General features: G+C 72.6%; 15 protein-coding genes and 1 pseudogene. 11 read left to right on the forward strand and 5 right to left on the reverse strand.

All coding sequences use genetic code 11. The annotated features are described in order from the left end of the window. Positions 1–14: 14 nt before the first annotated feature. The gene (locus F8568_RS33020; RefSeq protein WP_151597613.1) at positions 15–1487 is read left to right on the forward strand and encodes a DUF7059 domain-containing protein; all 1473 of its coding nucleotides are present in this window, start codon (positions 15–17) and stop codon (positions 1485–1487) included. A gap of 8 nt (positions 1488–1495) precedes the next feature. On the opposite strand, the gene F8568_RS33025 is transcribed toward F8568_RS33020, so the two are convergent. From F8568_RS33025 to F8568_RS33035, 3 genes are all read right to left on the reverse strand, one after another. Beyond that, the gene (locus F8568_RS33025) at positions 1496–2752 is read right to left on the reverse strand and encodes a sodium:proton exchanger (protein WP_151597614.1); all 1257 of its coding nucleotides are present in this window, start codon (positions 2750–2752) and stop codon (positions 1496–1498) included. 109 nt (positions 2753–2861) lie between these two features. Beyond that, entirely contained in the window at positions 2862–3938 is a 1077-nt protein-coding gene (locus tag F8568_RS33030; protein ID WP_151597615.1) for a quinone-dependent dihydroorotate dehydrogenase, read from the reverse strand. 68 nt (positions 3939–4006) lie between these two features. After that, positions 4007–4990: a hypothetical protein gene (locus F8568_RS33035; protein WP_151597616.1), complete on the reverse strand. Its 984-nt coding sequence runs from the start codon at positions 4988–4990 to the stop codon at positions 4007–4009. 174 nt (positions 4991–5164) lie between these two features. On the opposite strand from F8568_RS33035, the gene F8568_RS33040 reads away from it, so the two are divergent. Next, positions 5165–6169 carry an SCO0930 family lipoprotein gene (locus F8568_RS33040; protein ID WP_151597617.1) on the forward strand — a complete coding sequence of 335 codons (1005 nt, stop codon included), beginning with the start codon at positions 5165–5167 and terminating at the stop codon, positions 6167–6169. A 91-nt stretch (positions 6170–6260) separates the two neighbouring features. Here the strand turns inward: F8568_RS33040 and F8568_RS33045 are convergent, their stop codons facing one another. Beyond that, the gene (locus tag F8568_RS33045; RefSeq protein ID WP_151597618.1) at positions 6261–7571 is read right to left on the reverse strand and encodes an ammonium transporter; all 1311 of its coding nucleotides are present in this window, start codon (positions 7569–7571) and stop codon (positions 6261–6263) included. 307 nt (positions 7572–7878) lie between these two features. On the opposite strand from F8568_RS33045, the gene F8568_RS33050 reads away from it, so the two are divergent. The 8 genes from F8568_RS33050 (at position 7879) to F8568_RS33085 (ending at position 14767) form a co-directional block, all read left to right on the forward strand. Then, complete coding sequence (locus F8568_RS33050; protein WP_202125637.1) at positions 7879–9177, forward strand: extracellular solute-binding protein; 1299 nt, start codon at positions 7879–7881, stop codon at positions 9175–9177. Positions 9178–9188: 11 nt separating this feature from the next. Then, complete coding sequence (locus F8568_RS33055; RefSeq protein WP_151597620.1) at positions 9189–10142, forward strand: carbohydrate ABC transporter permease; 954 nt, start codon at positions 9189–9191, stop codon at positions 10140–10142. Continuing rightward, positions 10142–10972, forward strand: coding sequence for a carbohydrate ABC transporter permease (locus tag F8568_RS33060; RefSeq protein ID WP_151597621.1), 831 nt, complete (start codon positions 10142–10144; stop codon positions 10970–10972). Before F8568_RS33055 ends, F8568_RS33060 begins: the two co-directional genes overlap by 1 nt. A gap of 20 nt (positions 10973–10992) precedes the next feature. Further along, positions 10993–12324, forward strand: coding sequence for an ABC transporter ATP-binding protein (locus F8568_RS33065; protein ID WP_151597622.1), 1332 nt, complete (start codon positions 10993–10995; stop codon positions 12322–12324). Positions 12325–12352: 28 nt separating this feature from the next. Beyond that, positions 12353–13111 carry a YqjF family protein gene (locus tag F8568_RS33070; RefSeq protein ID WP_151597623.1) on the forward strand — a complete coding sequence of 253 codons (759 nt, stop codon included), beginning with the start codon at positions 12353–12355 and terminating at the stop codon, positions 13109–13111. Positions 13112–13177: 66 nt separating this feature from the next. After that, positions 13178–14053 carry a polysaccharide deacetylase family protein gene (locus F8568_RS33075; RefSeq protein WP_151597624.1) on the forward strand — a complete coding sequence of 292 codons (876 nt, stop codon included), beginning with the start codon at positions 13178–13180 and terminating at the stop codon, positions 14051–14053. Between the two features lie 154 nt (positions 14054–14207). Then, on the forward strand, positions 14208–14564 hold the full coding sequence (locus tag F8568_RS33080) for a DUF3140 domain-containing protein (RefSeq protein WP_151597625.1): 357 nt from the start codon (positions 14208–14210) through the stop codon (positions 14562–14564). An 11-nt stretch (positions 14565–14575) separates the two neighbouring features. Continuing rightward, positions 14576–14767, forward strand: coding sequence for a hypothetical protein (locus tag F8568_RS33085; protein ID WP_151597626.1), 192 nt, complete (start codon positions 14576–14578; stop codon positions 14765–14767). Between the two features lie 65 nt (positions 14768–14832). Here the strand turns inward: F8568_RS33085 and F8568_RS33090 are convergent, their stop codons facing one another. Further along, the gene (locus F8568_RS33090) at positions 14833–15018 is read right to left on the reverse strand and encodes a hypothetical protein (RefSeq protein ID WP_151597627.1); all 186 of its coding nucleotides are present in this window, start codon (positions 15016–15018) and stop codon (positions 14833–14835) included. Between the two features lie 342 nt (positions 15019–15360). Here F8568_RS33090 and F8568_RS33095 point away from each other — a divergent pair. Continuing rightward, positions 15361–15540 (forward strand): annotated as a pseudogene (locus tag F8568_RS33095) (response regulator transcription factor); the annotation flags it as partial. Positions 15541–15543 lie beyond the last annotated feature (3 nt).

Below are 15543 nucleotides of genomic sequence, written 5' to 3' on the forward strand. Positions count from 1 at the left end.
GGCAGGATGGGCGGATGCGTGATCTTCGGGAGCCGCTGCGCCGCGTCCGTGCCGCGTTCGAGGACGCCGGCTACACCGTCGGCGCGGTGCGCGAGCTGCTCGGGCCGGTCGCGGGCGGTGCGCTGGCGCGCGACGAGATCGTCCCGGCGCTGCGGGCCACGGGCGGCGGGTCGCCGCTGGAGCTGCTGACCCGGCTGTTCTGGCTGCAGGTTCCGGTGGACGCGGCCGCCCTCGACGCCGCGGGCCTGGACGGCCGCGACCTGGTCGCGGCGGGGCTGGCCGAGCCGTCCGGTGCGCAGGTACGGCCGCTGCTGCACGTCGAGCCGCTGGAGTCGGTGAGCGGCGAGGGGCACGCGGGATACGCCGTCTCCGACCTGAAGGTGCGGCCCGGCTCCGGGACGGTCCCGGCGCCCGGACACGTCGTGGGGACGGGCGGCGCGTCGGGGAATCTGGCCCGCCTCGTCGTCCACAGGCCTGTGGATAACGTGCTCGACCTCGGCACCGGATGCGGGGTCCAGGCGGTGCATCTGCACGACCGGCTGCGCCCCGGCCGGATCACCGCGACGGACGTGAACCCGCGCGCGCTGGAGCTCGCCGCGATGAGTTTCGAGCTGTCCGGAATGGACGGCGTCGAGCTGCTGGAGGGCTCGCTCCTGGAGCCCGTGCGGGGCCGCCGCTTCGACCTGATCGTGTCGAACCCGCCGTTCGTGGTCGCGCCGCCCGGCGACCGGCGGTTCACCTACCGGGAGTCCGGGTTGCCGGGCGACGACTTCTGCCGGCGGCTCGTCGGAGCGGCGCCGGAGATGCTGGAGGACGGCGGATACTGCCAGCTCCTGGCCAACTGGCTGCACGTCGAGGGCGTCCCGTGGGAGGAGCGCGTCGGCGCGTGGACGGCCGGGTGCGACGCGTGGATCGTCCAGCGGGACGTCCAGGACCCCGCCGAGTACGCCGAGTTGTGGCTGCGCGACTCGTGCGAGGCGGGGACGCCCGAATACCGGGCGCGCTACGACGCGTGGCTCGGCCACTTCGAGCGGCAGGGCGTCACGGGCATCGGCTTCGGGTGGATCACGTTGCGCCGCAGCGAGCGCCCGGCCGTCCGGATCGAGGAGCTGCGGCAGGCCGTCGACCAGCCGGTCGGCGCCTATGTGGAAAGCATCCTGGACGGGTTCGGGAACGCCGAAAAGTTTTCCACAGGCTGTGGATCGCGCTTGCGGGCGGCGGCCGGGCTCGTCCAGGAACAGCACGGCGCGCCGGGCGCCGAGGACCCGGAGCGGATCGTGCTGCGGCAGACGGCGCGGCTGCGCCGGGCCGCCGGCGTCGGCACGGTCGAGGCGGCGCTCGCCGGGGTCTGCGACGGCACCGTCCCGCTCGACCGGCTGCTCGCCGCGATCGCCCAGCTCACCGGCATGGACGCGGACCAGGTCCGGGCGCACGCCGAGGCCGTCCTGCCCGAACTGATCGCCGACGGCTTCTTCGAACCGGCCTGACCGGCGGGCTAGCGGCGGAAGACGGCCTCCATCGCGCGGCCGAGATCGCGGTACCGGTTGATCAGGACGGTGAAGCCGACCGCGAGGTAGATCCCGGAGAGCACCAGCCGGGCCTGCTCGCCCGGCAGCGCGAACTGGATCACGAACAGCACGAACAGCAGCGCGGCCTCCCATCGCCGCAGCACCAGGTCGATGAGCAGGCCGAGGCCGAGGACGGTCTGCGACGCGGTCAGCAGCACCTCCTCCACCTGCCGCGAGTCCAGCGGCAGCGACCAGGCGCCGCCGCCCGCCTTGTAGGCCAGGGGCAGGCTGCCGATCAGCAGCGTCCACTGGTTGACCTTGCTGGACAGCAGCGCGCCCATCGCGTCGGCGTCCCGCAGCCGCCACGCGAACACCACCGCGACGATCAGCTCCGGGGCCTCGGACGCGAGCGGCGCGAGCCACTGCACCAGCAGGAACTCGTCGATGCCGAGCGCGGACCCGGCGTCCACCAGCGCGTTCGCGAACGGTTCGGCGGAGATGAACACCAGCACCGCGCCGATCGCGAACCCGGCGGCGGTGGCGGTGCGGCGCATCCGGCGCGGCAGCGTGACGAGCCGCGCGGGCACCCCGGCGAGGTCCTCCACGTCCTCGCCGCCGCCCCGGGCGATCCGCCCGAGGTAGACGATGTACACGCCGATGAGGACGATCGCGATGTACCACCCGATCTCGGCGGTGAGCGCAGGGACGAAGCCGAGCACGGTCGCGAGCGCGAGGAAGCCCAGCTCGGTGCGGTGGTGCGGGGTGAGCCGCACGTCGCGCTTCTCGCCGCGCGGCAGTGCCCGCCGCCTGCCGTGCCGCCCGCCCCGTCTGCCGCTCCGGGCCGTCCGGCGGACGCCGAGTGTGAACGCCAGCACGACCAGCGCCCATCCGACGCCGACGAGGAGCCGGTTCGCGCCCGTCATGTTCGCCGCCGCATAGCCCGCGTACTGCGGTTTCGTGCCGGCCGCGTACGCGTAGTACACGTCGACCGCGTACTCGGGGAGTACCGCGATGAGGGCGAGCAGCGCCAGCGCGAGCGCGCCGGACATGTCGGCGCGGGCCGTCTCGGCCGCCCACATCAGCAGGACGGCGGCGGCCAGCACCCCGGCGCCGTAGATCACCGCGGCGGCGACGGCGGACGGGTGCAAACCGGCGACCCGTGTCACGACCGCGGGGAGCGCAATGGCGAGCGCGGCGCCGATGCGGACGAGCAGGGTCGTGCGGGGCACCAGGTCGCCGGGCATACCTGCACTCGTGCCCGCGCGATGCCCAGCTCACGGCAAAGCGCCGATCTCCGTTGCGTCGCGGCGTGCCGCGCTCACCCGCCGCCGCGAAACGGCGGCGTGCCGCGGCTCAGGAGTGGTGGCGTGCGGCGGCGAGGGTGGGGAACGCGCTGCCCTTCAGGCGGGCCGCCAGGTCGCGGTGGACGCGGCGGGCCCAGAGCGGGCCGCCGTAGATCATCCCGGTGTAGCCCTGGACGAGGGTCGCGCCGGCGCGGATCCGCTCCCACACGTCGCCGGCGTCCTCGACACCGCCGACCGAGACCAGGACGAGCCGGTCGCCGGCCCGGGCGCGCAGCCGGCGCAGGACGTCCAGGGAGCGGTCCTTCAGCGGCGCGCCGGACAGCCCGCCGGTCTCCTTCGCGAGCGCGGCGTCGCCGCGCAGGCCGGCCCGCTCGATCGTGGTGTTGGTGGCGATGATCCCGTCCAGGCCGAGGTCGAGGGCGAGGTCGGCGACCGCGTCGACGTCGTCGTCGGCGAGGTCCGGCGCGATCTTGACCAGCAGCGGGACGCGGCGCGGCGCGGACCGGTCGGCGGCCTCGCGGACGGCGCTGAGCAGCGGCCGCAGGTGCTCGACGGCCTGCAGGTTCCGCAGCCCCGGCGTGTTCGGGGAGCTGACGTTGACCACGAGGTAGTCGGCGTAGGGGGCGAGCCGTTCGGTGCTCGCGACGTAGTCGGCGGCGGCCTCGGCCTCCGGGACGACCTTGGTCTTGCCGATGTTGACCCCGACGATCGTCCCGGGACGGCGGTTCCGCAGCCGATCGGCGGCGGCCTCTGAGCCGGCGTTGTTGAACCCCATCCGGTTGATGACCGCCCGGTCGCGGACGAGGCGGAACAGCCGGGGCCGCGGGTTGCCGGGCTGGGGCCGCCCGGTCACGGTGCCGATCTCGACGTGGCCGAACCCGAACGCGCCGAGCGCCTTGTAGGCGACGGCGTCCTTGTCGAACCCGGCGGCGAGGCCGAGCGGGCTCGGGAAGTCCAGGCCGAGCGCGTGCACGGCGAGCGCCGGGTCACGCGGTGCGAGGACCCGCCGCAGGAGCGGCGCCGCCCCCGGGACGGCCTGGATCGCGCGCAGCGCCCGCAGTGTCAGGTGGTGCGCGGCCTCAGCGTCGATCCGGGCGATGACCAGTGAGAACAGGAGTCGATACATCGCCGCCAGTATCGCAGCCCCGGCCCGCCGGAGAACACGTCGCCCGCCGCGCGGGGCCGGGCCGCGGGTCAGGGGCCGAGGAAGGTGCGGCGCAGGGTCCGGCGGACGTCGCGGCTCGCCTCCCGCAGCGTCCGGCGGACGGCGCGCAGCGGGTCGCGGACGGTGACGCGCCACGCCGCGCCGATGCCGCGCCCGACCGGCGCCAGGACGTTCCGGCCGAACCAGCGGAGCGGGATCACCACCAGCACGCGCACGGGCGCGACCACGAGAGTGCGCCACAGCCAGGACAGGACGCGGGCGGCGAGCCGCCACGTCCCGGCGATGCCGGCGCCGATGGGTGCCAGGACGTACCGCCACAGCGCGCGCGCCGGGACGACCACGAGGACGCGTAGCAGCCAGCCGAGGCAGCGCCCGGTCTGCCGCCACGACCACACGACGGCCGCAGCGAACGCCCGCCATGCCGCGGCGAGGCCGCGTCCGGTCCAGCGCGCGAGCCAGGCGAGCCCGAGCAGCGGCGGCAGCAGCACGTACCGCCAGAGCAGGGTGAGGGGCAGGACGATCACGACGGCGAGGATCCGCCCGATGCCCCGCAGCAGCCACGCCGACCCGCGCCCGATCCATCGGCCGAGCCAGGCGAGGCCTCGCCCGAGGGCGCGGAGCGGCGCGAGCAGGACGAGGTCGAGGACGCGCCCGATCGGGGTCAGCACGTACCGGTGGAGCCACACCGCGGCGGCGGCTATGCCGAGGCCGAGCATCCGCAGCGGCCACCACAGCGCGAGGCCGACCGGCCGCAGCAGCCACCGGTACAGCGCGACGGCGACGATCAGCGGGATCCGGATCAGGAACCGCCAGCACGCCGCGATGCCGCGTCCGATCACCACCAGCAGGTCGTACAGGAGCCGGAACGGCACGACGACGATCAGCGCGATGACCCGCGCCGGGACGACGAGCCAGGCCGGCCCGGCCGGCGGCTCCGGTTCGGGCGGCGGCAGCTCGGCGAAGAGCCCGGCCGTGTCGGGGGACGGGCGGCTCGGCCGGTCGGGGGTCGACAACTCGTACCTCTATCGCGCTGTTCGGGGGCTTTTCCTCGGACGTGCCCGAGGTTGAACCCGTTCCGCGCCGTTCACCGTACTGCTCCTCGATCAGGACGAGCGGTGCGGCCGCCTCCTCGATCGGCGTGCGGTACCCGGACCGAGCCGGGACCCACAACACATGGAGGACACGAGATGCATTTCCCACGTTGGGCGTTCCCCGCCGCGGCCGCCCTCATCGCGTCCGGGATGGTGCTGTCGGCGTGCGGACAGGAGCATGGGAGCGGGAAGGGGCAGCGCAACGCCGCCGCGGGGAGCAAGGCCCAGGCGGACCCGGCGGCGTCGCCGTCGGCCTCGCCCTCCGCCGAGCCGACGACGCTGGAGGTCGCGAGCGTCACCAAGCTCGGCAAGGTCGTCACGGACGGGCAGGGCAGGACGCTGTACCGGTTCGACGACGACACGGCGAAGCCGCCCGCGTCGACGTGCTCCGGCGCGTGCGCGAAGGCGTGGCCGCCGGTGTGGGCGAACGGCTCCGCCACGCAGGTCAAGGGCGTCGAGGCGAAGCTGGTCGGGAAGGTGCGGCGGCCGGACGGCAAGTGGCAGGTGACGCTCGCCGGCTGGCCGCTGTACCGCTACGAGAAGGACCAGAGCCCGGGCGACGTGCGCGGCCAGGGCGTCGGCAAGAAGTGGTACGCGGCGGCGCCGACCGGCAAGAAGGCGCTCGCGGCGGCCAAGACCGCGAACAAGTGGAAGGGCTGGACGGTCGTCAAGGCCAAGAACGACCCGAAGTTCGGGATGATCCTGACCGACGGGGACGGCCGGACCCTCTACCGCTACGACAAGGACACCAGCAAGCCGCCGAACTCGACGTGCTTCAAGGCGTGCAAGAAGGCGTGGCCGCCGGCGGTGTTCAACGGCTGGAAGCACCTCAAGCTCGAGGGCGTCAGCAAGAAGGTCGTCAACTTCATCGAGCGCAAGGACGACGGCAAGTGCCAGCTCACGATCAACGGCTGGCCGATGTACTACTACGAGAAGGACAAGGAGCCGGGTGACACCAAGGGCCAGGGCGTCGGCGGGGTGTGGTGGCTGACCCGGCCGAGCGGCGCGCGGGTCATGACCGGCGCGGGCACTGGCTCCGGATCGGGCTCGGGCACCGGCTCGGGCGGCGGCTCCGGTTACGGGACGGGCGGCGGCTACTGAGCCTGCGCGCCGTCCCCCACAGGCGAAGGCGCGGGAGGATCGCGGGTCGGTCGGGGTCCGCGAGCCTTCCGCGCCTTCTTCACGTGCTGGGTCAGGCGCCCTGTTCCCGCTGCTGGGCGAGGCCGAGCGGCGAGGGGCGGGCGAGCCGGCCGACGGGGTTGGCGTGGCCGTTCACGCCGTGCTCGTAGGCCGTCTCGGCGTGCAGGGCGAGGTCGACGCCGCTCGTCTCGTCCTCGGCGGACACCCGGAACCCCATGACCTTGTCGATGAGCTTCCCGACCGCGAACGTGACGGTGAAGGCGAACAGGGCGACGACCGGGACCGCGATGGCCTGCTTGCCGAGCTGGCCGCCGCCGCCCCCGGTGAGCAGCCCCGCCGCGCCGCCGGTCATCGAGCGCACGGCGAGCAGCCCGATCAGCAGCGTGCCGATGATGCCGCCGACGAGGTGGACGCCGACGACGTCGAGGGAGTCGTCGTAGCCGAGCCGGTGCTTCCAGCCGACCGCGTAGGAGCAGACGACGCCGGCGGCGAGCCCGACGGCGAGCGCGCCGAGCACGTCCACCGACCCGCAGGACGGGGTGATCGCGACGAGCCCGGCGACGACGCCGGACGCGGCGCCGAACGTGGTGGGCCGGCCGTCGCGGCGCTGCTCGACGAGCAGCCAGCCGAGCAGGCCGGTGCAGCCGGCGACGAGGGTGTTGAGGAAGACGGCGGCGGCGGTCCCGTTCGCGGCGAGCGCCGACCCGGCGTTGAAGCCGAACCAGCCGAACCAGAGCAGCCCGAGGCCGAGCAGCACCATCGGCAGGTTGTGCGGCCGCATCGCCTCCTTGCGGAACCCGATGCGGGGGCCGAGGACGAGCGCCATCGCGAGCCCGGACGCGCCTGACGCGATCTCGACGACGAGCCCGCCGGCGTAGTCCAGGGCGCCGAGGTCGGAGATCCAGCCGCCGCCCCAGACCCAGTGCGCGACCGGCGCGTACACGACGAGGGCCCAGACGGGGACGAACACCATCCAGGCGGAGAACTTCGCGCGGTCGGCGATGGCGCCGCTGATCAGTGCGGTGGTGAGGATCGCGAAGGTGAGCTGGAAGGTCACGAACAGCAGCGCGGGGACGTGACCATGGGGTGTCGCCGGGGTGATGCCTTTGAGGCCGACGTGCTCGAATCCGCCGAGCAGGCCGAGGCCGCCGAGATCATGGCCGAAGGCGAGGCTGTAGCCGGCGACGAGCCAGCAGACGGTCACCAAAGCGACCGAGACCAGGCTCATCATGATCATGTTCAGCGTGCTCTTGGCGCGCACCATCCCGCCGTAGAACAGCGCGAGTCCGGGCGTCATCAGCAGGACGAGCGCGGTGCTGGCGAGCAGCCACGCGGTGTCGCCCGCATCGATCCCTGTGGGCACGGCGTCTCCCCCTTCGCGGGTCCGGTGTCCGCCATCGAGAATCACCCGTGTCCGTTTCGTGTCTTATGCCGCTTTGTTTCGGATGTGTTTCGTGTTGCCGTTACGTTGCGTTCTGCTCACCGCTCACTCTTCGCATCTCGACAGTTACCCGATCCGGTGTTCTTATGAGTTCGGACCCGCCATGGATGCGTTCCGGCGAAGCGCCCGCGCATGGTGGGTGGCTTCGGGAGGCCCGATGGTCGAGGGAGTCGGACGAGCGGAAAGAACCGGACGGAACGGTCCGCGGGGGCGCGGGGGCGCCGGGACCGTGCGGAAGGCAAGGGTCGCGGTCGCGCTGAGGGCGGCGGTCGCGCTGGCGCTGGCGGCGGGCGGCCTCGCCGCCTGCGGAGGCGCCGGAACACCCACCCTGAACTGGTACATCAACCCCGACAACGGCGGGCAGGAGAAGCTCGCCGCCACTTGCTCGAAGGCGTCCGGCGGCAAGTACCGGATCAAGACCTCGCTGATGCCGGACGACGCGACGCAGCAGCGCGAGCAGCTCGTCCGGCGGCTGGCCGCCAAGGACGGCGGGCTCGACCTGATGAGCCTCGACCCGGTGTTCGTCGCGGAGGCCGCGAACGCCGGGTTCCTGCGGCCCTTCCCGGCGAGCGAGGCCGCGCGGTTCACCCAGGGCGTGTTCCCCGTCGCGGTGCAGAGCTCCACCTGGAACGGGAAGCTGTACGCGGCGCCGTTCTGGGCGAACACGCAGCTGCTCTGGTACCGAAAGTCCGCCGTGAAGAAGGCCGGCGTCGATCCGAACGCGCCCGGCTTCACCTGGGACGAGATGATCGACGCGGCGCTGCGCACCGGCACCACGATCGGCGTGCAGGGCAACAAGTACGAGGGCTACATGGTGTGGATCAACGCCCTCGTCGCGTCCGCCGGCGGGCGGATCGTCAGCGACGCCGGCAAGGGCGACGACGCAAAGATCGACATCGACTCCCCGGCGGGGCGGGCCGCGGCGACGATCGTCCGCCGGCTGGCGACGTCCCGGGCCGCGAGCCCGACGCTGTCCACCGACATCGAGGAGCAGTCCCGCGCCCTGTTCAACGGCGCGCGCGGCGGCTTCATGGTCAACTGGCCCTACATCTGGGCCGCGGACGCCAGCGACGCCAAGGCCGGCGTCATCGGCAAGACGATCCCGTCCGACATCGGCTGGGCCCGCTACCCGAAGGCGACGGCGGGCCAGGACAGCAAGCCGCCGTTCGGCGGCATCGAGGTCGCGATCGGCGCCTACGGCAAGCACAAGAACACCTTCGCCGTGGACGCCGTCACGTGCATCACCTCAACCGAGCACCAGAAGGAGTACATGCTCGCCGAGGGCAACCCGGCCGCGCGTCCCGCCGTCTACGACGACCCGGAGATCCGCAGGGAGTTCCCCATGGCCGGGCTGATCCGCGACTCGATCAACGCGGCGGCGCCGCGCCCGATCACGCCGTACTACACCGACGTGTCCGGCGCGATCCAGAGCCGCTGGCACCCGGCGTCGTCGGTGAAGCCGAACTCGACGCCGCGCGAGTCCGCGACGTTCGTCCACCAGGTCCTGCGCGACCAGCGCCTGCTCTGAAGGGACCGACGATGACCGCAGTGCACACCGCCCCAGCGGCCGGCAAGCCCGCCGCGCCCGCCGCGGAGCTGTCCGACCGCGGCCGCGCCGAACGCCGGCTCGGCCTGCTGCTGTCCGCCCCGGCCGTGATCGTCATGCTGGTCGTGACCGCGTACCCGCTGGTCAACGCGCTGTACCTGTCGCTGTTCAGCTACCGGATCACCGCCCCGGACGACCGCCGCTTCGTCGGCCTCGGCAACTACGGGACGGCGCTGTCCGACCCGCTGTTCTGGCAAGACGTCCTCACCACGTTCATCATCACCTTCGTCACCGTCGCGGTCGAGCTCGTCATCGGTTTCGCGCTCGCGATGGTGATGCACCGGGCGGTCTTCGCGCGGCGGACCGTCCGCACCGCGATCCTGCTGCCCTACGGGATCGTCACGGTGATCTCCGCGTTCGCCTGGAAGTACGCGTTCGACCTGCAGTCGGGGTTCGTGAACTCCTGGTTCGGGCTCGGCGACCACGCCTGGTTCTCCGGCCGCTGGTCCTCGCTGTCCGTGATCGTCCTGTCGGAGATCTGGAAGACGACCCCGTTCGTGTCGCTGCTGCTGCTCGCCGGGCTCGCGCAGGTGCCGGGCGACCTCGGCGAGGCCGCGACCGTGGACGGCGCGACGGCGTGGCAGCGGCTGCGCCGGGTGACGATCCCGAACATGAAGGCCGCGATCCTCGTCGCGGTGCTGTTCCGCACGCTCGACGCGTGGCGGATCTTCGACAACGTCTTCGTCATGACGTCCGGCCAGCAGAAGACCGAGACGCTGTCGTTCCTCACCTACCGGCAGACGATCACCCGGACCGCGATCGGGCTCGGCGACGCGGTCGGCGTGCTGCTGTTCCTGTCGGTGGTCCTCATCGCGGCCGTGTTCATCAAGGGGTTCCGGGTCGACCTGGCGCAGGCGCGCGGCGAGCGCGGGGGAGGCGAGAAGTGATGGAGACCGCCCGTTCCAGATGGCTGTGGGCCCTGGCGTCCCTGCTGATCCTCGTCTGGACGGTGTTCCCGATCCTGTGGATCGTGATGCTGTCGTTCAAGCAGCCCGGCGAGATCGGCAACCAGAAGGGCTTCCTGCCGCACCACTGGACCTGGGACAACTACCGGACGGTCTTCGAGACCGACCTGTTCACCTCGGCGCTGGTCAACTCGATCGGCATCTCGCTGATCGCGACCGTGATCGGCGTCGTGTTCGCCACGCTCGTCGCGTACGCGATCGCGCGGCTGGAGTTCCCCGGCAAGAAGGCGATCCTGTCGTTCGCGCTCGCGATCGCGATGTTCCCGGTCGTGTCGCTGGTCGGGCCGCTGTTCGACCTGTGGCGCGACGTCGGACTGTACGACACGTGGCCGGGGCTGATCATCCCGTACATCTCGTTCGCGCTGCCGCTCGCGATCTGGACGCTGTCGGCGTTCTTCCGCGAGATCCCGTGGGAGATGGAGCAGGCCGCGCAGGTCGACGGCGCGACGACCTGGCAGGCGTTCCGCAAGGTGATCGTCCCGCTGGCCGCGCCCGGGGTGTTCACCGCCGCGATCCTCACCTTCTTCTTCTGCTGGAACGACTTCGTCTTCGGGATCTCGCTGACCTCGTCGGACCGCGCCCGGGTCGTCCCGGCGGCGCTGGCGTTCTTCACCGGCGCGTCGGAGTTCCAGCAGCCGACGACCGCCATCTGCGCGGCGGCGGTCGTGGTGACCGTCCCGATCGTCGTCATCGTCCTTTCGTTCCAGCGCCGCATCGTCGCCGGGCTGACGTCCGGCGCAGTCAAGGGCTGAGGGCCCGAGGGGGTTGAAGCATGGCCGCCATCACCATGAAGAACATCGTCAAGCGGTACGGCGACGGGTTCCCGGCCGTGAACGAGGTGTCCCTGGACGTGCGGGACGGCGAGTTCATGATCCTGGTCGGGCCGTCCGGCTGCGGCAAGTCCACCCTGCTGCGGATGATCGTCGGGCTGGAGGACATCACCGGCGGCGAGATGCGCATCGGCGAGCGGGTCGTCAACAAGATCGCGCCGCGGCAGCGGAACCTGTCGATGGTGTTCCAGAACTACGCGCTGTACCCGCACCTCACGGTGTTCGAGAACATCGCGTTCCCGCTGCGGCTGGCGAAGGTGCCGCGCGAGGAGGTCGACCGCCGCGTCCGGGAGACCGCCGAGCTGCTGGAGCTGACCGAGCACCTGGATCGCAAGCCCGCGAACCTGTCCGGCGGGCAGCGGCAGCGGGTCGCGATGGGCCGCGCGATCATCCGGCAGGCGAACGCGTTCCTGTTCGACGAGCCGCTGTCGAACCTGGACGCCAAGCTGCGCGGCCAGATGCGCACCGAGATCTCCCGGCTGCAGCGCCGGCTCGGCGTCACCACCGTGTACGTCACGCACGACCAGACGGAGGCGATGACGCTCGGCGACCGCGTCGCAGTGCTGCGCAAGGGCGTCCTGCAGCAGGTCGGCAGCCCGCGCGAGCTGTACGAGGAGCCGGTCAACCTGTTCGTCGCGGGGTTCATCGGCTCGCCGTCGATGAACTTCCTGCCCGCGTCCGTCGACGGGACGGCGCTCGACACCCCGCTCGGCCGCTTCGAGGCCGGCGACGCGCGCAAGGCCGCCGCGATCGAGGGCCGCGACGTCGTGCTCGTCGGCATCCGTCCCGAGCACTTCGAGGACGCGTCCCTGGTCGGCGCGGAGAAGAAGGCGCGCGGCAGCACGGTCAGCGCCCGCGTCGACGTCACCGAGTGGCTCGGCAACGAGCTGTACGCGTACGTCCCCTACGAGGCGCCGGACGACCTCGCCGCCCAGCTCCGCGACCTGTCCCGCGAGCTGGACAGCGACCAGCTGCGCACGCAGGCGGTGATCTCGCTGGACGCCGCCAGCGAGATCACGGCGGGCGACGCGGCGGAGCTGTGGATCGACACCTCGAAGATCCACATCTTCGACCCGGCGAGCGGCGCGAACCTCACCCGCGACGAGGCGCGGGTCGCGGAGCTGGCGCGGGTCGCCGAGCGCGCCCGCGAGGCGCAGCGCCGCGCGCAGCGCCCCGGCGAGGGCGCCGGCGCGGCGGGCGACCTGTCCGGCGGCGGGGCGGTCACGGCGGCGGGGGAGGAGGGAGCGCCGGCGGCGGGCGCCGCGGAGACCTGACGGCACCGCGTCGGCCTATGCTGGCGCGGTGCCGTCCCGTCCCGTGCCCGCCGAAGCGGTCACGCCCGACCCGCCGGGCTCGATCGACCGTCCGCTGCTCACCCAGTCGTGGCTGGACGTGGCGCTGGTGCACTGGGCGGCCGACCCCGCCGACGTGGCGGAGCTGCTTCCGGCGGGCACCCGGCCGGACACCTTCGGCGGCGCCGCCCACGTGGGTTTGGTCGCCTTCCGGATGGACCGCGTCGGGTGGCTCGGACTGCCGGGCGTTCCGTATCTCGGTGCGTTTCCGGAGACGAACGTCCGCCTGTACTCGGTGGACGGCGACGGCCGGCGCGGCGTCGTCTTCCGCTCCATGGACGCCGCGCGGCTGATCCCCGTCCTGCTGGGGAGGATCGGTTTCGGCCTGCCTTATCTGTGGTCGCGGATGTCGGTCCGGCGCGTCGGCGACGTCGTCCTCTACACCGGTTCGAGGCGCTGGCCGGGGCCGCGCGGCGCGGGCGGCAGGATGGCCGTGCGGGTCGGGGAGCGGATCGGCGAGCCGACGGAACTGGAGCATTTCCTGACGGCCCGGTGGGGCCTGCACAACGCGTCCTTCGGCCGGACGCTGTTCCTGCGGAACGCCCATCCGCGCTGGCCGCTGCATCGCGCGGAACTGCTGGCCTGCGATGAGAACCTGGTGGCCGCCGCCGGGCTGCCCGCGCCGGCGGGCGAGCCGGTGAGCGTCCTGTACTCGCCCGGTGTCCCGGCTCGTTTCGGCCTTCCGGCCGGTCCGCTGCGCGCCGGCTGACACCTGGTGGCGGTGGGACGAGACCCGACTGAACGGACCCATGGGGCAGGCGGTAAGTTCTGCGGCATGGGGGGCTTTTGGGGGCGGTCCGTCCGCGTCGTCGCGGGGGCCGCGGTCCTCGCCCTGGCGCTCGCGGTGTGCCAGCGATCCGCCGCGGAGAAGCCGAAGGCGGCCGCCGCGCCTGCCCCGGCGCCGCACGCCCCCGCGGCGCCCGCCGTCGCGGCGCCCGTCGTCCGGCAGGAGCCGGACACGGGAGCGGTCTGGCGGAAATGGGGCCTGAAACCGCTGCTTCCCGCGCCCGCGCCGCCCGCCGACAAGCCGCTGAAGCTTCCGGGGAAAGGCCCGGCGAAGGTCTTCGACAGCGTCCCCACCAAGGACCGGGTCGTTTTCGTGACCATCGACGACGGCCAGGAGAAGGACCCGAAGTTCGTCGAGATGATGAACGACCTCAAAGTGCCCGTCACGATGTTCCTCACCAAGGACGACGTGCAGGACGACTACGGGTACTTCAAGCCGCTGCAGGCGCTCGGCAACCGCGTCCAGGATCACACCGTCACCCATCCGGTGCTGCCTACGCTCGGCCTGGAAGGGCAGAAGCGGGAGATCTGCGGCGACCGCGACGCCCTCACCGAGCAGTACGGGACGGCGCCGACGCTGCTCAGGCCGCCGTTCGGGCGGTGGAACTCGCTGACGCAGGAGGCCGCGCGGGAGTGCGGCATCAGCGGCATCGTGATGTGGCGCGCGTCGATGCAGATCCACGACTTCCAGTACGACGACCCGGACAAGGAACTGCACCCCGGCGACATCCTGCTCGCGCATTTCCGGGGCCCGGAGCAGCTCAAGGGCGAGACGATGACGGAGATGTTCGCCCATCTCCTCGAGCAGATCGAGAAGCGCGGCTTCGCGGTCGGGCGGCTGGAGGACTACATCAGCGTTCGATGAACACCCGGACGCTCTCCAGCGACGCGTCGGCGGTGTCGGCCGGCACCTGCTCGGCCGGGCCGAAGAACGCGTCGCGGGGCAGCACGACCTGCTCGAGCACCCGGACGGACGAAGCGGACGAATGGGACGACCGACACCGGGTAGGGCGAACGCCATGAACGATCGCATACCGGCCGAGGCGGAGCTGGCCTGGGAGGACTTCCACCGGCTCGTCAACATGACGTCCGACGAGCTGCGCACCTGGCTGCTCACGGACGCCTCGGGCGAGGAGGCGTTCCCGGCGGAGCCGGAAACCGGGGTCTCCGAGCTCGGCGCCCGTGTGGTGGATCTGCTGCGCAAGCGGAAGGTCGACCTCACCGACGGCGACGCCGACGTGATGCGGCAGGTCGTCGACTACGTCGAGGAGCACCTGGACGCCCCGCCGCCGGACGGCGCGGGCAACGAGCGGTGGCGGCACGAGCTGATGACGGTGGGCCACGACCCGCTGCGCCCCGAGCCGTCCAGCGCATAGGAGGGGGGACCATGCCGAACCCGCAGCAGCCCGAGATGAGGCGGTCCGGGCGGACCGCCGTGACCGAGGAGGCCGCGCCGGAGGGCACCGACCCGAAGTCGACGCGGGCGAAGGGGCACGCGCACGGCACCGACAAGGGTGACAAGGGCGGCGGTAAGGGCGGCGGCACGCCGCCGGACCAGCGGCCCCCGCACCCCGAGTAGACGACGAAGTCGGGCCGCCCCGGACACAAGCCGGGGCGGCCTCGTCGCGTTCAGCGAGCGATCCGCTAGATCTGGGTCTGCGGGCGGTAGCCCTCGTCCTCGCCGCCGGGGGTGTCTGCCTCGGCGTTCGGCGGGTCGGTCTCGCTGGGCGTGTGCTCCTCGGCGAAGTCGGCGTCGTCGGTCTCCTGCGGCGCGCCCGCCTCGGCGCGGCGGTCCGCGAGCGGCTTGTCCTCGTCCCGTTTCTCGGTCATGGGGTTGCTCTGCTCCGGGGCGCCGCGGATAAACGCCTGCCGCGGACAAACGCCTGCCGCGACGCGTCCGCCGCCGCGATGTACGAGTCCGCCGCCGGGCTGAGCCCCGACCCGAGCGCGCGCGGGCGCAGGCTCGCCGCCGCCGCGCGCGCGTACGCGTTCGCGCGGATGCCCGACCGCGCCGCGGAGCTCGCCGCCCGCGCCGAACCCGACCTGCCCGACCCGATCGCCCGCGCCGACCTCACGCTGATCCGCGCGTCCCTCGCCGACGAGCAGGACCGGACGAAGGAGGCGTACCGGATGTTCGCCGACACCGCCGCGTCCGTCGCCGACCTCGAGGCCGCCCGCCTCACCCCGCAGGAGCTGCAGGTCGTCCGGCTCGCCGCGGCCGGCCTGAGCAACCGGGAGATCGGCGCGCAGCTGTTCCTCAGCCCGCGCACCGTCGGCTACCACCTCTACAAGGCCTACCCGAAGCTGGGCGTGGCGTCCCGAGGCGAACTGGCCCGCCTCAACCTCACCTGAACC

Origin of the sequence: Actinomadura physcomitrii (assembly GCF_008923205.2) — a bacterium.
Taxonomy (GTDB): Bacteria; Actinomycetota; Actinomycetes; order Streptosporangiales; family Streptosporangiaceae; genus Spirillospora; species Spirillospora physcomitrii.